Annotated in this window: 18 protein-coding genes, 1 CRISPR repeat array and 1 riboswitch (1 of these 20 cut by a window edge); of the genes, 6 read left to right on the top strand and 12 right to left on the bottom strand. The window is 55.0% G+C overall.

The genetic code is table 11. The annotated features are described in order from the left end of the window. Positions 1 to 124: 124 nt before the first annotated feature. Positions 125 to 327: riboswitch (cobalamin riboswitch) on the bottom strand. A 66-nt stretch (positions 328 to 393) separates the two neighbouring features. Next, positions 394 to 2,073 carry a S53 family peptidase gene (locus QMF38_RS12195; RefSeq protein ID WP_058095008.1) on the bottom strand — a complete coding sequence of 560 codons (1,680 nt, stop codon included), beginning with the start codon at positions 2,071 to 2,073 and terminating at the stop codon, positions 394 to 396. Positions 2,074 to 2,265: 192 nt separating this feature from the next. Here QMF38_RS12195 and QMF38_RS12190 point away from each other — a divergent pair, with 192 nt between their 5' ends. Continuing rightward, positions 2,266 to 3,252 (top strand): aromatic ring-hydroxylating oxygenase subunit alpha, encoded by a 987-nt coding sequence (locus QMF38_RS12190; protein WP_232302291.1) that lies wholly within the window; start codon positions 2,266 to 2,268, stop codon positions 3,250 to 3,252. A 21-nt stretch (positions 3,253 to 3,273) separates the two neighbouring features. Here the strand turns inward: QMF38_RS12190 and QMF38_RS12185 are convergent, their stop codons facing one another. Continuing rightward, on the bottom strand, positions 3,274 to 5,754 hold the full coding sequence (locus tag QMF38_RS12185) for a molybdopterin-dependent oxidoreductase (RefSeq protein ID WP_281759608.1): 2,481 nt from the start codon (positions 5,752 to 5,754) through the stop codon (positions 3,274 to 3,276). A gap of 3 nt (positions 5,755 to 5,757) precedes the next feature. Then, a complete protein-coding gene (locus QMF38_RS12180) occupies positions 5,758 to 6,192 on the bottom strand; it encodes a hypothetical protein (protein WP_281759607.1) in 435 nt (144 codons plus the stop codon). Positions 6,193 to 6,311: 119 nt separating this feature from the next. On the opposite strand from QMF38_RS12180, the gene QMF38_RS12175 reads away from it, so the two are divergent. From QMF38_RS12175 to QMF38_RS12165, 3 genes are read left to right on the top strand one after another with little or no spacing between them, the layout of a single operon-like run. After that, a complete protein-coding gene (locus tag QMF38_RS12175) occupies positions 6,312 to 6,734 on the top strand; it encodes a hypothetical protein (protein WP_281759606.1) in 423 nt (140 codons plus the stop codon). Continuing rightward, positions 6,734 to 7,057 (top strand): hypothetical protein, encoded by a 324-nt coding sequence (locus QMF38_RS12170; RefSeq protein ID WP_281759605.1) that lies wholly within the window; start codon positions 6,734 to 6,736, stop codon positions 7,055 to 7,057. The genes QMF38_RS12175 and QMF38_RS12170 overlap by 1 nt, the downstream gene beginning before the upstream one ends. Before the next feature lie 34 nt (positions 7,058 to 7,091). Further along, positions 7,092 to 7,244: a hypothetical protein gene (locus tag QMF38_RS12165; protein WP_281759604.1), complete on the top strand. Its 153-nt coding sequence runs from the start codon at positions 7,092 to 7,094 to the stop codon at positions 7,242 to 7,244. 145 nt (positions 7,245 to 7,389) lie between these two features. On the opposite strand, the gene QMF38_RS12160 is transcribed toward QMF38_RS12165, so the two are convergent. Further along, positions 7,390 to 7,668: a hypothetical protein gene (locus tag QMF38_RS12160; protein WP_281759603.1), complete on the bottom strand. Its 279-nt coding sequence runs from the start codon at positions 7,666 to 7,668 to the stop codon at positions 7,390 to 7,392. A gap of 5 nt (positions 7,669 to 7,673) precedes the next feature. Next, complete coding sequence (locus QMF38_RS12155) at positions 7,674 to 9,545, bottom strand: prenyltransferase/squalene oxidase repeat-containing protein (RefSeq protein WP_281759602.1); 1,872 nt, start codon at positions 9,543 to 9,545, stop codon at positions 7,674 to 7,676. Positions 9,546 to 9,730: 185 nt separating this feature from the next. On the opposite strand from QMF38_RS12155, the gene QMF38_RS12150 reads away from it, so the two are divergent. After that, a complete protein-coding gene (locus QMF38_RS12150; protein WP_157785457.1) occupies positions 9,731 to 11,122 on the top strand; it encodes an amino acid permease in 1,392 nt (463 codons plus the stop codon). 6 nt (positions 11,123 to 11,128) lie between these two features. Here QMF38_RS12150 and QMF38_RS12145 read toward each other — a convergent pair whose 3' ends face one another. Continuing rightward, a complete protein-coding gene (locus tag QMF38_RS12145) occupies positions 11,129 to 11,578 on the bottom strand; it encodes a MarR family winged helix-turn-helix transcriptional regulator (RefSeq protein WP_281759601.1) in 450 nt (149 codons plus the stop codon). 119 nt (positions 11,579 to 11,697) lie between these two features. Here QMF38_RS12145 and QMF38_RS12140 point away from each other — a divergent pair, with 119 nt between their 5' ends. Continuing rightward, a complete protein-coding gene (locus tag QMF38_RS12140; protein ID WP_040289164.1) occupies positions 11,698 to 13,482 on the top strand; it encodes a chloride channel protein in 1,785 nt (594 codons plus the stop codon). Positions 13,483 to 13,502: 20 nt separating this feature from the next. On the opposite strand, the gene QMF38_RS12135 is transcribed toward QMF38_RS12140, so the two are convergent. The 6 genes from QMF38_RS12135 to QMF38_RS12110 all read right to left on the bottom strand — a co-directional run bounded on the left by QMF38_RS12135 (position 13,503) and on the right by QMF38_RS12110 (position 19,882). Further along, a complete protein-coding gene (locus tag QMF38_RS12135; RefSeq protein WP_006446575.1) occupies positions 13,503 to 13,769 on the bottom strand; it encodes a hypothetical protein in 267 nt (88 codons plus the stop codon). Positions 13,770 to 14,181: 412 nt separating this feature from the next. Beyond that, entirely contained in the window at positions 14,182 to 15,549 is a 1,368-nt protein-coding gene (locus tag QMF38_RS12130) for an MFS transporter (protein ID WP_040289162.1), read from the bottom strand. A gap of 80 nt (positions 15,550 to 15,629) precedes the next feature. Then, positions 15,630 to 16,760 carry a 2-methylaconitate cis-trans isomerase PrpF family protein gene (locus QMF38_RS12125; protein ID WP_006446572.1) on the bottom strand — a complete coding sequence of 377 codons (1,131 nt, stop codon included), beginning with the start codon at positions 16,758 to 16,760 and terminating at the stop codon, positions 15,630 to 15,632. A gap of 160 nt (positions 16,761 to 16,920) precedes the next feature. Beyond that, positions 16,921 to 18,000, bottom strand: a complete 1,080-nt coding sequence (tcuB, locus tag QMF38_RS12120) for a tricarballylate utilization 4Fe-4S protein TcuB (RefSeq protein WP_040289160.1) — start codon at positions 17,998 to 18,000, stop codon at positions 16,921 to 16,923. Then, complete coding sequence (tcuA, locus tag QMF38_RS12115) at positions 17,987 to 19,378, bottom strand: FAD-dependent tricarballylate dehydrogenase TcuA (RefSeq protein ID WP_281759600.1); 1,392 nt, start codon at positions 19,376 to 19,378, stop codon at positions 17,987 to 17,989. Before tcuA ends, tcuB begins: the two co-directional genes overlap by 14 nt. A 183-nt stretch (positions 19,379 to 19,561) precedes the next feature. Beyond that, on the bottom strand, positions 19,562 to 19,882 hold the full coding sequence (locus tag QMF38_RS12110; protein ID WP_281759599.1) for a DUF3870 domain-containing protein: 321 nt from the start codon (positions 19,880 to 19,882) through the stop codon (positions 19,562 to 19,564). Between the two features lie 393 nt (positions 19,883 to 20,275). Next, positions 20,276 to 23,462: direct repeats of the CRISPR family, unit length 36 nt; unit sequence GTCATAGTTCCCTCGCAAGCCTCGATGTGGTATGAT (it continues 416 nt past the right edge of the window).

The raw sequence follows: 23,462 nt of genomic DNA, 5'->3' as shown, positions 1-23,462 counted from the left end.
ACGGGAAGCGGGGGTGCATGGAGACTGGATATATAGGCAAGCGTTGCAGCCGACGTCAACACACACCGGCCAAGCAAACAATCCTGCTTCGTTCCTGCCCCAATCCCAAACCCACGTGGGATACACAGAGCTGCTTCGCCTGGCAGGTCTTCGGACTCGGATGTCATCCGCTGTCGCACAGCCTTCCCCGCATCCAAGCGAGTGGCTCGCGGCCGATAAGCCGCAACGTCAACAGCGTCGTTCCTCACCGCGGCGGGACCGTTCCGGATTCGCACCGGATTCCCTTTTCATTCACCGTCGTAGTGAAACCAAGCGAGCATATCAAGTTGTGGGGCTACTATATCACTGCCTTATTATTTTCGCAATTGCCCAGCTAGACAGAAGCCTCTGCGATCACGCCTGACCTCGATCTTGCTGCTGCAACTGCTGCAGTGCTGCAATGAGTCGATTGGCAATCGGACTACCAAGGCCCGTGCACGGGTCCCAACCGGGCCCCGCCGCATAGACATCCCCTGTGCCGGCGATATCGTTGTTGCCCTGTGTAATGTCGCGAAATGCCTGCGCCGCTTTTGGCAAGCTATATAGCACTGGGTTGAGATAACCCACAGGCTGACCGATGGTCTTGTTTGCAATGGTGACCAGCCCCGCCCACAAGGGTGCCACGGCACTCGTCCCACCAATTGCCGCAGTTTCGCCGTCGACCAATACCTCGTAGCCTGTCGCAGGGTCAGCATCTCCCGCGACGTCCGGCACACCGCGTCCAACCGTGCCGCCGGGGTTTGAAGACGGTGGCACCTGTGCGTTTTGCTGCCAGCTGGGAAGCGCAAATACGCTACTCACGCCGCCCCCGGTGCTGCCACCTTGTGCGCCGTCGTTCCAGACGGTCTCACTCGCAATCTGACCATTTTCCACTACCAAACGCGTCCCCCCGCAAGCCAAGGCATAGGGTGACGATGCGGGAAAATCAACATGGTACAAACCGTCGTTCTCGCCATCTGTGGATCCGCTGTCCCCGGCCGCGACACACACGGTCACACCAAGCGCAGCCGCGTCCTGCAAAGCCCGATTCATCGCCTGGATAGAGGCCGGCGCCCAACCGTTCTCAGGACCGCCCCAACTGATAGAAATCACCATAGGTTTGTTCGTCGTATCGTGAATAGCCGTCGTGATCGCGTTCAAAAACCCAGCGTCCGTATTTGGCGCAAAATAAACAGCGAGCTTTGCACCTGGAGCGACGGCGCCGGCAACCTCGATATCGAGCTCGACTTCGCCGTCCGGGCCATTCGGATCGCCGGTCGGTTGGTTGACTGCTCCATCTACCCCTACCGCAACAAGAGGTGGCGGCGCCATACCAAGTGACGCGAAATACTCGCCGATATTTTGATCTGAATACCCACCGCCAAGCTCAATGATGCCGATACACTGCCCCGTACAATCGACGTTTTCCGGAAAGGCATAGGCCGCTGCAACCTGTGGCGGCGTGTAGGCAACCTGTTCAGTTGCTGTGGCGCGCATCGCCGCCCCCGCAGGTTGTCGCCGAATTCGAAAGTGTGGAGTCGCTTGCGGCCGTGTATCGAGACCAAGTACCGCCGTCACCACGTCAGCGATGTCCATCGGCACATGCACATCGCCGCTGTGTCCCCGATACGAGAACTCAGGATGTTGATACGTGCGAAGATCGATCCGAAACGCCTGATTCACATCGGCTACACGGCCCGTAAGCAATGCCGTGCCAGCTGCGACGTGCACCTTCTCCAGCACCAGCCCGTGCGCATCGGCGAATGCCCGTACCTTCTCGATATCCTGCGAATCGGCGCCGTGGCGAACAGCAAACTCGTCGTGTGTGAGATGCCTGCGTTGGCTGGGCGGCAACGATTGTAATGACTCAATCGTCGCTTCCAGTTGCTCAGGCGAACGCCGCCGCAATACGAGTGTGACGGATACGCGCTCGTCGGGATCCGCTGGCCCGACATCCGTCGCGCCAGCCGCGAGCGGCCGGACATGCCCAGGTAACGGGACAAAGTGGCTGCCTGCCTGCGTTCCTGTGTTTGACACGAATACCTGCTGATCCATACACATCATCTCCAATTCGAGCGAGAGTGTAGAGAGTGCGACGGGTTCACGGTCAGTATAGCATGGATACATTTGGTTGTCCCTGGATCGGGCGAAAAATCCGCTTTTTCTCCATCTTCCCGGGTGTTCGTCACCTATGGCCTTGCAATCAATCGACATACAGTAAAATAAATCCGTGGGAGGTGACATCTCTTGATCCGCAACGCCTGGTATGCCGTGCTGACAGTGGACGAAGTCAGCGCGAGGCCGACGAAAGTGCGGCTCTTCAATCGCGATCTCGTCGTGTTCATGGACCAAACGGGCCATCTTCGGGCCGTGCACGCATACTGCCCACATCGTGGGTGTGATTTATCTCTCGGCTCTATCGTGGACAATCTCCTTACGTGCCCGTATCACGGGTGGAAATTTGACAAAGATGGCGTGTGTAGGCACATACCAGCCAATCATAAGGGCGGGTCCATCCCGCGTTCCGCCCACCTGCAAACATTTACTGCCCGCGAGGCAGCCGGTTTGGTTTGGGTCTCGCTCGCTGCGCCGGATGGTGCCGCATCTATACCAGGCCCAGCCGCCGCACCCGAATTGTCTGACCCAAACTGGCATTGGCTGTCGTTTCACACCGTGTGGAAGGCCAACATGTGCCGCGTTGCAGAGAGCGTATTAGACATCTCACACTTGCCGTTCGTGCATCCCGAAACGACAGGTGAAGACGTGTCGCCCATTGTCGATGGACCAGAATATGTCATGCAAGAAAAGAATATTCGAATTTACCCACGCCCCTTCACACATCCAATGGAACCGCCAAATCCCGAACACTTGGCGGACGACAACGACCTCCGGACGGAAATCGAAATGTGGTTTCCAAACCAGTGGATCATTCGGACGCCTATTGGCCTTGAGCGCCGGATGTCCACCTATTTGACGTTTACGCCGATAGATGCTGAAACGACCGTCATTTGGGGACAAATTGGGCGCAACTTTGACAGCGACTCCGACTTTCTGGACGTGTTTCATCTGGAGCACACACAGTTTGTCATGCACCAAGATCAAATTATTGTAGAGAGCCTGCGGCCTGTGCTGCCGCCAAAATTAAAAGAAGAAGCACATGTGCCGTCTGATGGGCCGGCTATTCGTTACCGCCACCTTTGGCTACAAGCAATCGCACAAGAAGCGGCGACCTAAGCCGCCGCTTCTGCACCGATTTCATGTGTCGTCGTGCTCCTGATGGGGATCGAGCTTCGCCAAGCGGAACTGTGGGAACAAGTCTAACTTGCGATACAACATGTATGGCGGTGATACGGGATTTTCAATAGACGGAATTTCCAATTGGGATCCGACATCGGCTCGATAGGGCGGCAGCATGCGATTTGCTTTAGCCAACTGTTCGGCTGTCAACTGATAACGCTCGGCAATGCCGACAAACGTTTCGCCGCGCGCCACCGTGTGCAGCTGGCGCAGTTTCTCGATGCGACATGCGCTTTGCTTGTAAACCGGCTGTTTGGAAATCGGATCGACAAGATCTACGGTCAGCTCATTGGCGGCCTGATGTGCCTGCCAACTGCCAAAGTGGAAAGGAACAAAGACGAGACCGGGCCGGATGGTGTCCACAATGCGCGCCGGAACGACAATGTCGCCGCGCGGCGAGCTGACGCGAACCAACTCGCCAGGGAGTATACCAAGCAATGTTGCGTCGTCGGGGTGAATTTCGACATAGCCCTGCGAAGTGGCCATGTGTAAGGCCGGTGCACGCCCTGTTTTTGTTCGCGTATGCCAGTGCCAAACCACGCGGCCAGTCGTTAGCCAAAACGGATAGCGCGCACTTGGTTGCTCAGCGGACGGATAATAGGTCAAGCCATATAAAATAGCTTTCCCATTTGCACCTAGAGCTTCAAATTCTTCACGCGTCCTGGCTCTGCCGGTTTTCATGTCAAAACCGTAGGTTTGCGCGTCATCTACCTGTGTATGAAACACTAAGTCTTGGTAGAGTCGCGGCGTGCCGTTCGGGTGTTCCGCGTCTGCGGGCCATTGCATGCCATTTTGCGCCTTGATCTTCTCGTACGTCATGGCAGTCATGTCGCAGGGCCTGCCTTTCGACACCCGTTTCCACTCCTCAAAACATTCACGAGGCGTCGTGTATTGAATGAGCGGCTTGCCATCCTTATCCCGAAAATCCATGCGCCGCGCATAATCGAGCAAGATGTCAAAATCGGATCGCACACCTGGCGGCGGCGTCACAGCCACTTCACTTACATTGATCATGCGATCCGCATTTTCCATCAAGCCTTCCTTCTCGCCCCACATGGCCGTGGGTAAAATGAGATCGGCCACTTCACATGTCTCCGTCAGAAAGCAATCCTGGACGACGACGAATGTCCGTTCAAACGCGCGACGTGCCCGCAGGCGATTCGGTAAGGAGACCATTGGGTTGGTGTGAATGTTCCAAAAGAGTCCTAACTGTCCACGTTCCATCTTATCAATGAACGATTCGATATCCTTTTCGGGGCCAACCTCTAGATGAGCCGGGTCGACATTCCACAAGTCGGCCATTTCTTGGATGTGCTTCGGGTTGGATGGGTTCCGGTGAGCCGGGTACGATCCAACGCCGCCTACCGTCCGATTCGTCGACGAACTGGGCTGTCCGGCCATGTGCAAAGGTCCGCATCCTGGTTTACCAATGAGCCCACGTAACAAGTGAATGTTGTTGATGGCGATACAAGTGGCCGTAGCGTCAACGCTTTGGTACGCTCCCTGCAATGTGGTGCAGACAAGCCTTGGCGTGGTGCCGATCCGCTTGGCCGCCTCAGCGATCTGCGTCTCCGGCACATCCGTCTCTTTTGCGGTGCGCTCGAGTGTCCAATCGCTCACCGCCTGTTCGACATCCGCAAAACCCACCGTGTGCTTGGCAATAAAATCGCGATCGATCCAACCATTTTTCAGCAACAGGTGGGTGATCCCGTTTAGCAAAGCCAAATTGGCACCCGGCAGAATTTGCAAGTGCAGATCCGCAGCCTGCGCCGTCCAAGTGCGCCGCGGGTCCACGACGATGATGTATGGCTTGCCTGTTTTCTTTTTGCGGGTCATGATGCGCTCAAAAAGGACCGTTCCCGTCTCTGCCACGTTGTGCCCAAAGAGCATCAGCGTGTCGGTGACATCGATGTCCTCATATCCCGCAGGCGTTCCGTCCGCTCCAAACGATTGCAAGAGGCACCACTCAGTCGTCGCCGTACACAATCGCGTATTGGCATCCAGGAGGTGGGAGCGCAAACCTGCGCGCCCAATCTTCGCGATCGTGTAATAATCTTCAAGCATGCCCTGCCCTGTAGAGTATATGGCGATACCTTCGGACCCGAACTTGCGCAGCGCCTCTTTACTTTTGTCCACCAGTACCGCCATCGCATCGTCCCATGACACTGGCCGCAAAACCCCGTCGCCGTGTCGCAACAAGGGTGTCAACAAGCGATCCGGACTATTGTTTGCGTGCCATTGGTTTTCTCCCTTCGGACCGAGCCGCCCACGGTTGACGGGATGTTTCGCATTTCCTTTAATGCCAACGATGCGATTGCCGTTCACCGCAATGTAGCAGCCACAACCGACGGAGCAGATATTGCAAGTACTATAGACCCATTTCTCCACTTCACCTTGGCTGTAGACATTGATGTCGGTCCTTTCGGAATCCCAAGCCACCACTTACACCCCCTTCGCCGTCTGCGGACGATAATCGACAGGCACAATGTACTTTGTTTCCTGCTCGCCATATCGCGCGACAAGCGCAGGAACAGATGCCGACAGCTCACGAAAAACCGTATGAAGCCACCGTTCCACATCCCGCCGCTCCGTGTACGACCCCTGGCCACGCTCCCATGCGAGCCAACGAACCCATTGTTTCCCCAACCGTTGCGTCGCCTCGTCCGCATGATACAAGGCTGTCATGCGCTCTTTCAGATTTGCCTCAGCCAAAGCCTGCGCCTGTGCGAGGGTCAATACCTGATGGATGACGTTGTTTTCTTCGCACACGCTCGCGACGAGTCGTGCAGACGGGGTGCCCGGTACCCGTGCCACGACACGCCGCACCTGTGCGAGCAAAACCTGGACATGAAGCAATCGACGAACCACATCGTCCATGCTTGCAGACACCTCACTCTGCCGTTTTGCTGAACCATATGCGGTGCGCACAGTCATCATGCGAAGGATCGTAATACGATACAACACAGCAACATGTTTTCATGACGAGGTGATGCACAATGCATTCGCAAGGCGGGAATCACCCGCCGCGACAGAAGGGCAAGCGGCGCCTATCCGAAGCACTCAAGACCCGAACCGAGACGACGCGACGACTGCTGCGCAACCTGCACGGTGGTTTGCAAGGCGTCAGCGTCAACCAATTAGAAACAGCCCTCCGCTCGCTGGAAGGAGCGCCCGATGGATGGTGGAAGGACACCAACATGGTGCGAAAGATGGCGACACAATTTGCACAGAGCCTGCACATGTCCATACCCGAAGATCGTCTCAATGCGCTGATCCAGACGTATGAAGCCGCCTTGCGCAATCAACCGCAAACCATCGATCCTGTTAAGCTCGCGGAAATGTACGGTCAAGGCAAAATCGACGTCGACAAGCTGCGAGACATGAAGCGTCAAATCGAACAATCGAGGAGGAATTCGTAATGGACGAGATGGAGGTCAATGCGCCACAAAGTTCATTTAATCCATTGAACCCAAACGACCCGATTCTACCCAACGGGGTGCCAACTTCGGACCAAAAGACGCTTACTCAAATCGGCGCCGCGTTGTATTTGACGATCTGGATTCTTGCTTTCGGATTGCCGTCGGAAAGTTTTAAGCGCAAGCACAAACCGGCGATCATCGCTTACGCGATATTCCAGATCCTACTTGTTATGTTTGTCATCTTGCCAGAGAAAGAGCGCGAAGCAGCCGCATCATTCAAGCGCGCAGTTGCGAAGGCCAGACGATCAGGAGCCATTTACTGAGGAGCACTAGCAGACTTTATGGGAGGGTGGAGACATGAGCGCAACAGCAGACTCTGAGAGCCAAATTGGGAAACTTGCCACAGAGGTCTGGGCCATCGTCTTTCTGATCGTGCTTGTCGACGTGGCACTGTTAAAGCCGTACAAGAGCCATTACGAGAAGCGGATCGACGGAGACCTAGATACGTAAAGATTTTTCTTGAAGACTATGGACACAGCTAGAGGGGGCCTGCGAGCCTCCTCTAGCTGTTGTGTCCTGCATCACGATGTTTTGCAAACTGCACCCGATTACAAAAAGAGCAGGTGGAACGAAAGGTCCCGCCTGCTCTTTTTGTTTACATACCATAAACGACGTTCCACATGCGCATCTGATGCAGTGGATTGCGCGGATCGATGCGTTGCGCCATCAGCCAGTTGACAGCACCGGCGCGTTCCGCCGGCGTGATCGGCACAGCGAGAACGGTCGACAAATGGTCGACCAAAGCGCCTGCTCCTGCTGGATTCGCAAGGTCTTCTCGACGATACGACATCAGCACGCGATGTACGCGCCGCCAATTGAGTGGATTGGCAATTTTGGAGCGGAAGATTGGTAATAACCTTGGGTGCAACCCCATGATGTTCACCCCCCTTCTCGGAAATCTTTGCCCTCGATAGAACGCTGAAAGTGCAATAGCGCCGACGTGGGCCACATCTTCGGATAGATGTGATAGGTGATATACAGCGCCCCCGGAAATGCGGATCCGTTAGGACAGGTATCAAACCATCCGTCCGCCGTCCGGTGATCGAGCAACCAATTCACCGCCATGGACGCAGCTCTGTAAATGGCGGATTTGACGGCTGTGTCGGTTGTGCAATCGTAAAGGTGAAGCAGCGCATCCAACCCCCAGGCCGTTTGCGTGGGTTGACCTGTAAAGGCCGGGCTATATCGCCCGAGCATGTCACTTTCGCAGCGCTCGCCAAAGCTCCCGTCTGCTTTCTGCACGGACAATAGCCAGCGCAGTGCACGCATGAGGCTGGGACTTGACGCTGGCAGGTTTGCTGCAACGAGCGCTTGCACCGCGCACCAAGTGCCATACAGATAGGTCGTTCCCCATCTTCCGTACCAACTGCCGTCGCGAAGTTGATTGGCTTGCAACCAAGCAATCGCCCGCTTTATGGAGGAATCAGTCGGACTTAACACGCGCCGGCGCAGGAGAAAGGCGACGACCCGCCCCGTGATGTCGGCTGTGGAGGGATCGCACATGGCGCGGCGCATATCGTTTGCCGGCAGTCGCTCAAGCCAACGTTTGTCGCAGTTGTGCTCAAAGGCCGACCACCCACCGTCGCGATTTTGCATAGATAAAAGAAAGGACACACCTTGGTTGATGGGGATGGCAGATGGCTGCATAAACCCTCGTAACGCGTCTAAACATGCGACCGTATCGTCGCAATCTGGATGGTTTTCGTTGTTACTCGAAAACCCCCAGCCGCCATCTGGCCTGCCCGTTCTTCGTTCCACCTGCTGTTTCGCCAGCAAGTACGACTTGGCCTTTTGCAATTGCGGATGGGATTCCGGGATCCCTGCATCGAGCAACACGCGACACGCCAAGGCTGTATTCCAAATGTGGGCGTTTGTCGTTTGTTGGTGTGCATATCCGCTATGTTCCTCGACAATGAGATTTTGTCGCATGGATGCGATCGCGCAACGGATGATGGGCGCATCAAAGTCAATGCCGAGTGCGTGCAGAGCAAATAGACTAAGCCATGTCGACGAGTGATAACCGGCCAAGGTTCCGTCTTGGCCCATATGCGTGCGCAAGAAGACAAGACAGCGTTCTGCGCACCAAGAGGCAAGCTTTGTGCGCATTGGGCTCGGGCGATCATCGTCCCATTCCCGTTCATCGCAATTTACGAGCTCCCGCAAAATACGTGCAGCATAGCGCGATCGATAGCGATACAACGACAGGACCAACATCGCTGGAACGTGTACGCGTGTGAAGGTAGCGATGTCTTCGATAGAAAAAGGCGAGCCTTTCATGAACATGAGCGTGTACAGCCAAGGACTGGGCAGCCAGGACCACGGAATCTCGCCGCCAACGGCGAGAAACATTTTCGTGAGGTTGCGACACCTACGCACGCCACCATGCCGAGCAATCCACGCTTTGGCACGAACCCTCGGTGCATCGTCGGGCGCCCAAGCCTTCATGAGTTCAAGGGCATAGAAGCATTCGACCGTCGTCGACAGATCGCCAGCACCACCGGGGAACAATCCCCATGATCCGTCCTCTCGCTGATGCTTACGAATGGCCCGAACGAGCGGCGCAGTCCATGTGGCATCGCGATAACCAATCAGGTAAAGGGAAATGACCGTTTGTGCATTGGGCATCATGCCTGTGTCAAAGCAGTCGGTCCACGCCCCATCCGCACCTTGATGCTGCAAAAGTTGGACGCACGCGGATTTCACCGCTGCATCGACGTCTTCGCACCCTATTCTTGGATACGCCATCTCCATGCCCATGCCCCCGACCTTATGCAGTATTGCGATACATATTCGTATTCATAGCGGGACTGGCGGCTTGTCGGCACCTGTTCAGATCGGGGAAATTCAAGCTGTGACGCCCGGAGATGATGCGGATAGGAATTCATGATCCTTCAGACACTACCATCGAATATCCGCAGGAGGTGGATGGAATTTTGATGAAGTCAAGAACCGTCGGGAGAATAGGGCGGGATCAAAGGGTTGGCACGCGGGTGCAGACCAAGCACAGCATGTCTCTATTTGAGTTAATTTTGGTGGGAGTCGGCGGCATTATTGGCGCAGGATACTTTCTTGGCTCCGGACAGCCCATCCGCATGGCAGGACCCGCGGTGCTTTTGGCATTTGCGATAGGAGGAGCGATCACGGCGCAAACGGTCGGTGCCTTAAACACACTCGCTTTGGATCATCCGTCGCCCGGCGCGTTCAAAACGTATGCGGACGCGTACCTTGGCAAATTCACTGGCTATATGCAGGGGTGGACCTACTACATCACAAGCATTTTGACCATTGCCAGCGAAGCGGTGGCATCCGCGGTTTTCGCCCGCCTTTGGTTGCCAGGTGTGCCCGTCTGGATGTTGGCGGCGGCTTTTGCGCTGATCGTCCTCGCCATCAACGCGTTTGGGGTGCAAAACTTTGGCCTCGTCGAGTCTGTGATGAGTGTTGTGAAGATCGCCGCGCTTGTGGGCTTCATCGTCACCATCGCCATTGTCCTGTTCGGCGCCCATTCGGCAACGATGGGCCGTATGATCTCCGGACCATCTGCGTCACTTTTTCCAAGCGGCTTCTCAGGCCTAGCCCAGTCTATGTTGATTGTCATCTTCTGCTTTGCCGGAATCGGCGTCTTTGGAACGGCGGCCGTCGAATTGAAAGAGCCCAAGCATCTCGATCGCGGCGGCATCGCTGTCGTGACCATCCTGACGGGCCTGTACATACTGTCGATCGCGGCGCTGTTGTTGACGCTTCCCTATCGTACGGTGAGTACGACGGCCAGCCCGTTCGTACAAGCGCTGATGGCGGCACATCTGCATACACTGGCCGGTATCCTCAACGCCGTCATCCTGATCGCATCGTTCAGCGTCATGGCTGGATCTGTCTTTTCCGCAAACCAGATTCTTGTGAGCCTGGGACGGTACGGCGAAGCCCCGGCCTTTGTCAAACGCACCTTTGGCAAGCGCGCGGTCGCCTATGGCGCACTCGCTTTCACGACAGTGGGCGTCGCCATCTGCATCGCCCTGTCTTACGTTTTACCATCCACCGTCTACACGTTTCTGATTAGTGCCTCAAGCTTTCTCACGTTTTTTAACTGGTTCATCATGTTGTTGACCTTACTTGCATGGAAACGCAAAAACAAAGACAAGCCGATTTCGAAATTGGCCTTCGGACAGCCGGTCGGCACCTACGTGACCATGGCTTTGATTGTGGTTATGGCAGGCTATGCGCTCGTCGAAAAGAGCCAGCGGTTAGGGTTCTTTGCATGCCTAGGGATAGCAGCCGTGATCGCCATCGCGTATCTGTTCGTACGCAAGCACGCCCATAGCCCCGAAGCATAAGAAACCTTACGACCGATGGCCGCGCGGAGTGTGGCTTTGGTCGAATTGTGTCGGGTCTTTCTCTAAAAAGTTGCGGTGAGACAAGCCCAAACGCCCTAGTTCGCTAAGGTGCAAGACTGTCAGTTTATCAAGCAACTGCTTGCCGGCAGGCGTAAGGTGTATCAGGACGCTGCGCTTATCCGCCGGATTCCTCTCCCGTTCCACCAAACCAAGTTGCTCGCACCGCTGGATCAACCCAAGGCAACTGTGGTGACGCAGTTGTAACCTTTCCGCTAGCTCTGTCGGCGTCGCAAAGTCCCGTTCAGGAAACCCAGCCACCGCCAGAAGCAACTGATGCTGTTGCGGCGTGATGCCTACCGATCGCGCCGCTTCCTCGCTGAAATGCATAAATTTGCGCAGCCGATAACGGAATTCCGCCAATTGCACGTACTCCTGTTTGGACGGAACTCGGTCCATGCTATCCCCCCGTTCGTTGCATTTTTCATCGCAGTACGATATAAAATGTACCTGTGCATACGCACAACTAGCTGAGTATCCCTGTCTATCACAATACTTTGAAAGGAGCCTTATCCGTCATGCAAGGTCACACCACGCGAGCCGGCGATTTTACGACCAACGGACAGATTGTCCGACTGTCAGGGGCTGCGGTGCTCGTCGGTGCCGCCTGCGCGGTCATTGCGATCGCGCTGTTGAAAGCCATCTACCTTGTCACCAATATAGCATTCTTTCAGCGCCTGTCGTTTCAATATGTAACGCCCACAGACAATCACTTAGGCGTCTTCACATTGCTGCCACCCATTATCGGGGCTCTTGCCATCGGCTTCATCGCTCGCTTTGGCAGCGAAAAAATTCGGGGTCACGGCATTCCGGAAGCCATTGAAGCGATGCTGGTCAACGGTAGCAAAGTGCAGCCAAAAGTAGCCTTTTGGAAGCCGATATCTGCCGCTATTTCCATCGGTTCAGGCGGCCCGTTTGGTGCGGAAGGCCCGATTATCATGACTGGTGGATCGTTTGGCTCCCTGCTGGGTCAATGGCTGCACACGTCGTCTATTGAACGTCGCATTCTGCTTGTTGCCGGCGCTGCGGGAGGCATGTCCGCAACGTTTTCCGCCCCCGTTTCGGCCGTCCTCTTCGCCGTCGAACTGCTCGTGTTTGAATTTAAGCCGCGCAGCCTTGTCCCGATTGCACTGGCCAGTTCGGTTGCCGACGTCATTCGCATCGCCTGGATTGGGCCCGGTCCAATCTTCCCTGTGCCCTCCCTGCATACCATACCGTATATCGGCTATGGCGCGTCTGTAGGACTCGGGTTTGTGGGAAGTCTCGCCGCTATCGTTTTAACGCGGGCTATTTACGGTATGGAAGACTTGTTTCGCAAGCTGCCGTTGCACTGGATGTGGTGGCCCGCGCTCGGCGCAATTGCCATTGGCTTAGGCGGTATCGTCTCTCCACGTGCACTCGGCGTTGGCTACGATACCATCGCGGCCGTGCTCAATACGCAGTTATCGCTTCATACCGTACTCATCCTCCTTGTCGTCAAGACTCTCATTTGGGTCATCGCGCTTGGCTCCGGCACTTCCGGTGGCATTCTGGCACCCATCCTGATGATTGGTGGGTGCTTGGGCGAAGCATTGGGCGTTGTCATGCACGCGCCACACCCGGGACTATGGGCCCTACTTGGCATGTCGGCCGTTTTTTCTGGCGTCACGCGCACGCCGTTTACGAGTGTGATCTTTCCCATCGAATTAACGCACGATTTTGGCGCTCTATTGCCCCTCTTAATCACATCGTGCATCGCCACTGGCACATCCGCCTTCGTTTTGCGCCGCTCGATTTTGACCGAACGGATTGCTCGCCGTGGGTTACATCTGACCCGCGAATACAGTGTCGATCCGCTGGAGATGCATTTTGTTCGCGAGATCGTGTCGAGATCGGACGTCAAAGTGTCCGTTCAGGCTCCCGTCGGACATGTCGCCAAGCTCATTCTCGAAAGCCAGATAGATCTGCCAACTTGGATTGAGCTTGTCGACACGTCCAATCATTTCGTTGGGGCGATGCAAAGCACGGCCATCCTGCGCAGTGCCAAACGCGACCCCAGCCGCACGATTGGCGCGTGCATGGGACGCGTCGTCGAAATGGCTGCCGACTTGCCCGTAAAGCGCGTCCTGGACTTTATGATTCATGAGGATCTCGAGTGGGTTCGCATCAATGATGAGCAGCAACCGATAGGCTTTGTCTCTGTGCAACAGCTTTTGCAACTGCGCGAACGTTACCTACAGGAGGAACAACATCGCCAGCGCACATTCAGCTTGCCTTGGTGGCAACCAACCATTGGTGATGGTTCGACGGCCCAAGACGCTTAAACATGGGAAAACGGCAAAGCTCACTTTGCCCTCTTCCAAATCATCATTCTATCCTTGCGACTTTGGGGATTGATGCCTTGCGCACGCAGCCATTTGGCTGCTTCTGTTTTTTCTTCCGGTGAGAGAGGGACATCCAATTCGGCGGCCAGCGTCGAAATGAGGTGTTTGGTGCGCTCAAGACTTTGGAGATCGGTTTCTGAATAACGAAGAAATACCTGATTCGCCTTGCGCCAATGAAGCGGATTGGCCATTTTTCGCCGAAAGATTTTGAGCGCCTTGGATTCCATATGCGTGTCTCCCCCTGCTTCCTGCTTTTCTGTTATCGGCAGTAGGTCTGGTTGCCTTAAGGTATGTATGACCCGGGTGTGGGTTGTCGGCAACCGCCCCAGAACTGCGTCCGTCGCTCGCGCAAAACGTGATACCATCCGCCCGCAAGGCGGACACGCCATGCCAATCTGTCGTTGCGAGCTCACGGACGAGTCGCATACACTGTCACATCTTTGCAACCAGGGGGTGAAATCCATGTACGACGGTGGAACATTCGGTGGCTACACGCGCTGGGCAGTGGTGTTCCTCATTATTTTCGTCTTGTTCTTCCTCCTTGTCCCAGCCTATGGAGCAGCTGGCGCCGGCTACTAATGGGGTTACAAGACACAGGGTCGCTCCCGACCCTGTGTCCCCATCACTCTGCTGCCCCTGTCACATCTGGTTCCCAACTTCGGACGCTTTGGCCGCATTGAGAACTTCGAGCATGCGCCCTTTTGTCCGCGGCCCGAACCAAGCCGTGATGATGGCCAATAAAATCCATGCCGCCGCGATGTAGATGAACACACTCTGGTACCCGTAGTGGTTGTAAATGGCGACGACAATCATCGGCCCAAACACGTTGGCCAAGCGGCCAACGCCATAAACCAAGCCAGCACCGGAATTGCGAACCTCGGTTGGATACAATTCAGGCGTATATGCGTACAACAGTGGCGCAAATGTCTGCAGAAACATTGCAACTAAGAAACCAAAGACAATGATGATGGCAGTCTTAAACGTCAGGCCGTACAACAGGCCACAGATGGAAATCGCGATCGCGAAAATCACGACGAGCCATTTCCGGTCCAGCCGATCCGAAAGCAGATATGCGATAAATGCGCCCGGTACGGCGCCAATGGACATTGCCGAAGACCAAGCAAGCGAATGAACCAAAGAAAAGCCGTGGGCCACGAGCAGCGTCGGCACCCAAGACATAAATCCGTAAAAGCCGAGCGTCTGCAAAATCCAGACGACGAGCAGAACCAAGGTACGGCCGAGGTATTTTCCGCTGAACAACTCGCCATAGCCGCGCTGACTGACCGCCGGCTCCACTCGTTCGACAGGATCAGGCAACGGACCTTTTTCGCTCTCGACTTGACGTTCAATGAGGGTCATCACGCTGTTGGCATCGGCCAGACGGCCTCTGTTCTCGTACCAACGCGGAGATTCATACATCCGGCCAGCGAGGATGGCGAAGATGAATCCGAGCGCTCCCCAAATGTATACAAACCGCCAACCCCATGGTGCGACGGGTACCAAAAAACGCGCGACGTAGGCCGTAATGGGAATTCCACACAGGCCAATCGTCATGATGAGGCCTTGATACGTGCCGCGCTTCTTGGCTGGAAAGACTTCGCTGATATAGGTGATGCCCACTACCGTCATAGCCGAAAGTCCGAATCCCGTGACCAGCCTCGTGACAAACAACATGGTCATACTCATGGCAAACGCATTCAACAGCGAAAAGATGGAATAAATCAGGATTGTAAAAATTAAACTGCGCTTGCGCCCAATCCGATCCGACACATACCCGATGACCGACGCGCCTAGAAACATGCCAAGAAACGTCGCAGAGGTCACGTTTCCAATCGCGGAAAGCTGTAAATTCCACGCTTTTTCGATGGCAGGTGCCGTATACGACAATGTGTTGATGTCGCCCAATTCAAAGAAAAAGGCAAACGCGAGCACCCAGATCACATACCGGTGAAACGACGAAATAGGCAACCTCTCGAGGCGCGCGCCAATGGAAGCCGTCGATGACATCGTCTTCCCTCCCAATCCTGATTTTTGAAAGCGCATACACAAGGACCGTCATAACCGTTTTGCCGCCGCCTCACCACCCTTCAGATCCACGCCAGACCCGCGATCAGCGGACGCGCAGTGCGCATGAGTGTCACTTTTGTCACACTTGGAACGGCATCATCTTCAACCTCGGCACCCACTTCCAGGATGCCTGCCGGATGGCCAATGCGAATCATCCCAGGCGCTTTCCCAAGTTCGCTCACACGGTCATATGCCACCGTGCCTGGCAGTTTGCACGCGACAGCCAGCGCAATGGCGCCTGTTACAGCGTATGTGGGATGCAGCCGTCCCATGGTGAGGGCGCGCGCCGAAATATCGTATGCACAGGCTTCTACTGCCGAGCCGCTGGTTGTTTGGTAGGCAACCGATGTGTGCACAAGCGCAATCTTAGGTAACGCATGGGTTGTCGGATTGACGTCCTCGTGCTCTCCGTAGAGCCCCAACATCCGCCCTACCTGCTGCCGAACCCATTCGATGGTCGGCCAAGCGTGCTGCATGTCGACCTCCCTCACCTCACTGCCAAGCAGCCCCAGTTCCTCTGCAGCCATCAGCACAGTCAAATTGCCAGCGTCGATGACGGTCACGCGAAACCGGCGCCCATCCTGCATCACCACCTCGTCGACTCGCCGCCCCGTCGGCAACAGGCTGCCACTGACCCCGCCCCCAATGCGGAAGAAGTCGAGATAAATTGGCGAGCCCGTTCCCGGCACCCCTGCGATGCTGGTATCGCCCTCCGGAGCAAAGCGTCCGTCCTTCACGGCAAAATGCGCCACAATAAGGGCATCGGTGTTCGTGTTGTAAATCCGCACCGTGGCAATGCCGTCGTGCTGGACGTCTACCAGCCCACTGTTGACCGCAAACGGCCCCACAGCAGAGGAGATGTTGCCACAATTCGGACGATAATCGATGTACGGCTCGTCGATACTGACCTGGCCAAAGGTGTAGTCGACGTCCGCGTCCGATCGCGAAGAAGCTTCGACGATAGCCAACTTGCTTGTGGTCGGCGTCGCCCCACCCAACCCGTCGATCTGCCTCGGATCGGGACTGCCAAACAGGCGGAGCAGAATGCGATCACGCTCAGTCGGATCGGCAGGCAAATCGCGCCCGCGCACCATGATCCCTTTGCTCGTGCCCCCGCGGTAAATGGCACACGGAATCGTACGCAACGCCATAACCATCGCCCCCTTTGCGCACAAAAAGCCCAGCACAATCCGAATGTCGGACCATGCTGGGCTTCACGCGATACTTCGCCAGAGGATGTCTGGCGACTCGACACTGAAACAGCAGTCGGTTATTTGATTACCCTTACCATAATGCGGCCATGTCACTGTGTCAATGGCCAGACAAGCGGTGCGTCCGCTCTTCTTCTGCGTACCGCACCAGCGCCAGACAGCGATAAATGAAGTGACCAAACTTCGAATATGGCGCAGTAAAAAAGAGAGCCGCCACGAAACTGAGATGGATGACCAGTACTGGGCCCATGACCGAAGTTTTGCGCAAGACGAGCAACAAAAGCCCACTGGCAGCCACGAGCAACATGGACCACAGAAAGGCTCGCCCAGACCGATACGCTCCCTCGTCAACCGTATCCCGATTCACACCTACCTTGACAAACAACAATCCGGCGCATCCAACAAGCAAGCCCACGCCACCGATGATGCCTAACAAAACGACCGGACTCGCGACGGGATAAGGGGCTTGCTTGTGCAGGATATGCGATTCGTATGCCGCGAGGCACGTCGATGCGAAATCGAGTAGGAATCCGTAAAAGACACCATGATGAAACCACTTTCGCCATCGCGACAGAGGTTCGTCCTCAGTACCGCCAAGATGGCGCAAGGACAGCGCATACCGCACGGCCTGCAGAATATCGCGCACCTGTACGGCGCTCGACCCGGGCGTGCGTATGTCGCGCCAGAATCGCCATGCCCCAAGTCCCCAGCCGCAGACCAACCATAAAGCCAGGGCTCCGAAAACAGTTTCGAGCACCACTTCCGACAAAACTGCGTAAAACGATCCGCCCGCAGTGCCAAATACCCTTCCTTTTGTCGCAAGAGAAATCACACAAAGCAGAATGCAGGCCCCGATGACAGCCCACATAAAACCCCAGCCGCCTTGGAGTACCCGGGCGAACGATCCCGGCCACACATATTTGCGATAGGACGCCTGGCGCAGTGCGGCGAACAGCCGCGGCGGATTGACACCAAATTCGTGAGGCGGCGCAAACGGACACGCAAAGACACATTCCTTGCAATCGTGGCAAAGGTTTGCAAAATAAGCGAGATCGCCGTCCTGATAGTCGCGTCGCCACTCGATGGCCCGCCACACCGCACAAAAACCCTCACAATAGCGACAGGCGTTGCATACGCGCATCTGCCGCTTGCCCTCTGCAAACCATTCAACGTGCGACACGAGCTGCCCCCTCCCCCGCAATCCGGCCAAAAACTGCGCCCATCGTCAGGCCAAAGCCCGCGAGGTAGCCGCGGCGCAAAATGTTCCCCGCCACCATCTCGCCGGCCGCAAACACATTGTCCATGGCCCTTCCGTCACTCATCTGCACGCGCGCATCGCGCTGAATACGCACGCCGCGATAGGTGAAGGTGATGCCTGCGCGCAATGGATAGGCGTAAAACGGCGGTGTGTCGATCCGCTGCGCCCAGTGGGATTTGGGTGGTGCAACACCCACCGTATGACAGTCATCGAGATCGCCCGGGCGAAAGGAGCCTGGTTGTACCGCTTTGTTGTACGTATCGATGGTCGTTTGCACACGCTCGGCATCCAGACCTAATTGGGTTGCGAGATCGGCAAGGGAGTGCGCCATAACAGGTGGAAAAACAGATGGCATGAACTTGTCGATCACCTTGCTGTCGATGATGGAATAGGCCACTTGGTCAGGCTGACGCGCAATCAGGCCGCCCCAGATGGCGTATCGCTTTGGCCAAAAATCCTCGCCCTCGTCATAAAAGCGCTCACCACACCGATTGACCACGATACCAAACGGCACACTGTCCAGACGCGTGACAATGCCTCCGTCAAATTGCGGTGCCCGGCCATCCACAGCCACCGCGTGAAAGGCACGCGGATGTCCCACAGCTTTTGCACCCCTCGCAAGCAACAAATCGATGACGTTGCCCTGGTTGTACGGCGTTCCGCGAATGACAAAGTTGTTCGCCGCATCTCCCCAATGCTGGCGCAGCCAATTAATGTTGGCCTCATACCCGCCAGATGCCAGCACCACCGCGTTTGCACGCACCTCTACCATCTCGCGACGCCGCTCTACCTGTGCCCCGCCAAAGACGCCATTGACAATGTCGATATCCTGAACCATGGCGTCATACCAAACATCAATACCCTTTTGTAGTGCGGTCCGATAGTACGCATTCATCATCGCGCGACCGCCGCCAAGCATGAACATGTTGGTACGGGCCAGGTGCAACGTGCCGGCAAGCGGTTCCTGCCAGCGAACCCCTTGCCGAGTGAGCCAATCCGGCAACATCTCCGACTCCACCACAACCAGCCGGGCCAACTCCTCGTCGATCTCGCCGTCTGCCACGCGGCGCAAGTCAGTCAGGAATTCTTCATCTGAATAGGCGCCAAACATATGTTGCGTAGGATGCCGATGCATGATCCGAAAGTCTCGCGTATGCCTGCTATTGCCTCCACGGTAAAACTGCGGCGCCCGCTCGACGACAATCACGCTTGCCCCACAATCGCGCGCGGACAACGCTGCGGCCAGCGCGGCATTACCGCCGCCCACCACCAGCACATCGCAAGCAACGGAAGCTGTCATGACATGTCACCTCCAAACGACCGGTGCGCATAACAAAAAGACGCACCCCGGCCGCCCGACCGACTGGTGCATCTTTGATTCCTTGCTCAACGGAGAATTGAGCAACTCAAACATGACAGTCTCGCTTCGCTTTAAAACTCGGATACTTCCATCCTATGCTCGTCTTGCTCAAATATGACCAACTCAAAGATCAGCCTGACGCGTGTATTCGGCCTCCAAATCTTTGAGCGCGGCAATAATGGCCGCTTTTGCAGCACCATGATAGTGCAGTTTGACCTGCTGAATCAGCGGATCGATCCCGTCTTCCAAAGACCATCCGCGCAACAAACGACAAACAAAGTCGCGTCCGACTTGCGTCGCCAACGTGCATTCCGCCGACAAAATCACACCCCGGTGCGTCTCTATCTCCACAACCACAGCGAGTGTATCAAATGCCGTCTTCGCGGCCGATCCCGTTGGCAACTTGCCGTGTCCCGCAAGAAACGCTGTATTGACGAGTCCCATGATGTCCCCCCAAGCCAGAATGTCCTTTACACGAATCTATGACGGACAGGCTGGGAATAGGACATGAGGTTTGTCGGTTTGAGGGAGAATGACTTGACGGCGTAGGAAGTTTTAGGGGCTTAGTTTTAGGGGCTTATTAGAAGCTTTAGCTAAACAGTTTACGGTAGCGGCTGAAAGGGGTATAATGTAAGTAACTAGAAGGAGGAGGTATCACTCCATGAGTAATCCTAAGTCGGAAAAGAAAAGTAAGATCGTTGGATACTCCTCGATGGATGACGGTGGCCCAGGAGGAAAAGGCTTCGCGATTACAGAGGATGACCTAAAACGTGCCCGGGAGATCTACGATGAACTTTCTCGCATAGTGAAAATGGCGAAAAATAACCGTCCGGAAGAGTCATAGTTCCCTCGCAAGCCTCGATGTGGTATGATACTGTTTTTTCGTGATAGCTGAACGAATCTGTCATAGTTCCCTCGCAAGCCTCGATATGGTATGATCGTTCGATCGCTGATCGGTGCTCGACGAGGGTCATAGTTCCCTCGCAAGCCTCGATGTGGTATGATCAGTAGGCGTGCACGTTAAGCCCCTGTTCAGTCATAGTTCCCTCGCAAGCCTCGATGTGGTATGATATATCCCTTCCAAAGGCTTCATAATCAAAAGTCATAGTTCCCTCGCAAGCCTCGATGTGGTATGATTGTGTTCCCAATTGGGTAGCTGGCGTATGAGTCATAGTTCCCTCGCAAGCCTCGATGTGGTATGATGACCACATCATCAACGGGAATTGCCATTCCGTCATAGTTCCCTCGCAAACCTCGATGTGGTATGATTCCAGCTTATATGCACGTCTTATACAGGTAGTCATAGTTCCCTCGCAAGCCTCGATGTGGTATGATCCTGGCTACTCTACACAATTCCTTCAGAGACGTCATAGTTCCCTCGCAAGCCTAGATGTGGTATGATCGTCAAGGTGCCGATCCCGGTCTGGAGACAGTCATAGTTCCCTCGCAAGCCTAGATGTGGTATGATATAGACTGTCCCAACAGCGGGACAGTCTATCAGTCATAGTTCCCTCGCAAGCCTCGATGTGGTATGATACGCGAGCGGCACACGAGAGGTCGATGGCAGTCATAGTTCCCTCGCAAGCCTCGATGTGGTATGATTAGGTGAGACGACAGCGATAGCCATGTGTGGTCATAGTTCCCTCGCAAGCCTCGATGTGGTATGATGAATCATAAGGGGAGTTGTTGGGTTTATGAGTCATAGTTCCCTCGCAAGCCTCGATGTGGTATGATCTTATTTTATTCCAGATATGTTTATTTTCGTCATAGTTCCCTCGCAAGCCTCGATGTGGTATGATAGAGTCAACAGAAGTAAAGGACAAGCCATCGTCATAGTTCCCTCGCAAGCCTCGATGTGGTATGATACCGAGTCAGCATGGCGACAGAAATGGGAGGTCATAGTTCCCTCGCAAGCCTCGATGTGGTATGATACCGAGTCAGCATGGCGACAGAAATGGGAGGTCATAGTTCCCTCGCAAGCCTCGATGTGGTATGATCCCCCAGCGTGGTATACGTCAACCCGGAACGTCATAGTTCCCTCGCAAGCCTCGATGTGGTATGATCGAAGATAGCAACATGCTATAATGGTTGTGGTCATAGTTCCCTCGCAAGCCTCGATGTGGTATGATGGAGAGTGGAGAGTCTCGCGGCGACGCTGGGTCATAGTTCCCTCGCAAGCCTCGATGTGGTATGATGATGGAAAGCTTCAACCACAGCAAATCATTGTCATAGTTCCCTCGCAAGCCTCGATGTGGTATGATACGGCGGTCGTTCGCTGGTTCAACCAAGCAGTCATAGTTCCCTCGCAAGCCTCGATGTGGTATGATGATGGAAAGCTTCAACCACAGCAAATCATTGTCATAGTTCCCTCGCAAGCCTCGATGTGGTATGATACGCGAGCGGCACACGAGAGGTCGATGGCAGTCATAGTTCCCTCGCAAGCCTCGATGTGGTATGATCCGGAGGGGCGCTCTTTTTACGTCTGAAAGGTCATAGTTCCCTCGCAAGCCTCGATGTGGTATGATCCGGAGGGGCGCTCTTTTTACGTCTGAAAGGTCATAGTTCCCTCGCAAGCCTCGATGTGGTATGATACAACACTGGTGCAGGCAAACAACCTGAGTGTCATAGTTCCCTCGCAAGCCTCGATGTGGTATGATCCTTTGCAAACGAGGAACGCGCAGCCCGAAGTCATAGTTCCCTCGCAAGCCTCGATGTGGTATGATCCATCACATGGGATAGGGTCATCATTTTGCGTCATAGTTCCCTCGCAAGCCTCGATGTGGTATGATTATGGTCAAGATTTAAGGGTTAAACAAGGTGTCATAGTTCCCTCGCAAGCCTCGATGTGGTATGATCAAATACTACTTTGATCAGGAGCAGGCCGGGTCATAGTTCCCTCGCAAGCCTCGATGTGGTATGATAACATGTTACGACACGTAGCGGCATCCAAAGTCATAGTTCCCTCGCAAGCCTCGATGTGGTATGATATCCCGCGAATAATGGCCTCGCGACGCTTCGTCATAGTTCCCTCGCAAGCCTCGATGTGGTATGATCAGTACGCTGTCATTGCGCGAATACTCGGAGTCATAGTTCCCTCGCAAGCCTCGATGTGGTATGATGTTCCTCCTTCAGTTGCGTAGCAATCTTGAGTCATAGTTCCCTCGCAAGCCTCGATGTGGTATGATCGCCGCCAGAGGGAACGCCTTCCCCGGCATGTCATAGTTCCCTCGCAAGCCTCGATGTGGTATGATATACCTTTCTTTTTGAACCCTTCTGCCCACGTCATAGTTCCCTCGCAAGCCTCGATGTGGTATGATCTTGCACTGTGCTACGCTGTTCATATGAGGGTCATAGTTCCCTCGCAAGCCTCGATGTGGTATGATTGACAGGGTGGAATTGATCAAAGAAGGGCCGTCATAGTTCCCTCGCAAGCCTCGATGTGGTATGATCAACAACTCCGCGACCTCCACGTCGAAAACGTCATAGTTCCCTCGCAAGCCTCGATGTGGTATGATCGCCGCCATTGGCACATGGGGCAAAAACGCGTCATAGTTCCCTCGCAAGCCTCGATGTGGTATGATACAGTACCATCAAAAATGTCGAAGTGACCTGTCATAGTTCCCTCGCAAGCCTCGATGTGGTATGATAGATCCTTCCGTATCAAACGGCCACGTTTGGTCATAGTTCCCTCGCAAGCCTCGATGTGGTATGATTAGGGGGTGATGATCCGTGAGTGTCAATTGGTCATAGTTCCCTCGCAAGCCTCGATGTGGTATGATAGGGTTTGTTACAACCGTTCAAGCATGAAGGTCATAGTTCCCTCGCAAGCCTCGATGTGGTATGATGAGGATGAATATACATGCGGCGTTTAGACGGTCATAGTTCCCTCGCAAGCCTCGATGTGGTATGATACACGAACGGCACCATTTCGGATGTGTCTGGTCATAGTTCCCTCGCAAGCCTCGATGTGGTATGATGCTCGCTTTTGACGCCATGACCCAAAACGTGTCATAGTTCCCTCGCA

This window comes from Alicyclobacillus hesperidum subsp. aegles, assembly GCF_027923525.1.
Classification (GTDB): Bacteria; Bacillota; Bacilli; order Alicyclobacillales; family Alicyclobacillaceae; genus Alicyclobacillus; species Alicyclobacillus aegles.
The sequence above is the reverse complement of the archived record's forward strand: the minus strand, read 5'-3'. Positions and strand labels throughout refer to the sequence as shown.

Coding starts and splice junctions, on each gene's coding strand:
- QMF38_RS12195 (WP_058095008.1), bottom strand. CDS start 2,073: ATGGATCAGCAGGTATTCGTGTCAAACACAGGAACGCAGGCAGGCAGC.
- QMF38_RS12140 (WP_040289164.1), top strand. CDS start 11,698: ATGCAAGGTCACACCACGCGAGCCGGCGATTTTACGACCAACGGACAG.
- QMF38_RS12130 (WP_040289162.1), bottom strand. CDS start 15,549: ATGTCATCGACGGCTTCCATTGGCGCGCGCCTCGAGAGGTTGCCTATT.
- QMF38_RS12145 (WP_281759601.1), bottom strand. CDS start 11,578: ATGGACCGAGTTCCGTCCAAACAGGAGTACGTGCAATTGGCGGAATTC.
- QMF38_RS12155 (WP_281759602.1), bottom strand. CDS start 9,545: ATGGAGATGGCGTATCCAAGAATAGGGTGCGAAGACGTCGATGCAGCG.
- QMF38_RS12125 (WP_006446572.1), bottom strand. CDS start 16,760: ATGGCGTTGCGTACGATTCCGTGTGCCATTTACCGCGGGGGCACGAGC.
- QMF38_RS12175 (WP_281759606.1), top strand. CDS start 6,312: ATGCATTCGCAAGGCGGGAATCACCCGCCGCGACAGAAGGGCAAGCGG.
- QMF38_RS12150 (WP_157785457.1), top strand. CDS start 9,731: ATGAAGTCAAGAACCGTCGGGAGAATAGGGCGGGATCAAAGGGTTGGC.
- QMF38_RS12110 (WP_281759599.1), bottom strand. CDS start 19,882: ATGGGACTCGTCAATACAGCGTTTCTTGCGGGACACGGCAAGTTGCCA.
- QMF38_RS12165 (WP_281759604.1), top strand. CDS start 7,092: ATGAGCGCAACAGCAGACTCTGAGAGCCAAATTGGGAAACTTGCCACA.
- QMF38_RS12180 (WP_281759607.1), bottom strand. CDS start 6,192: ATGGACGATGTGGTTCGTCGATTGCTTCATGTCCAGGTTTTGCTCGCA.
- tcuA (WP_281759600.1), bottom strand. CDS start 19,378: ATGACAGCTTCCGTTGCTTGCGATGTGCTGGTGGTGGGCGGCGGTAAT.
- QMF38_RS12170 (WP_281759605.1), top strand. CDS start 6,734: ATGGACGAGATGGAGGTCAATGCGCCACAAAGTTCATTTAATCCATTG.
- QMF38_RS12135 (WP_006446575.1), bottom strand. CDS start 13,769: ATGGAATCCAAGGCGCTCAAAATCTTTCGGCGAAAAATGGCCAATCCG.
- QMF38_RS12160 (WP_281759603.1), bottom strand. CDS start 7,668: ATGGGGTTGCACCCAAGGTTATTACCAATCTTCCGCTCCAAAATTGCC.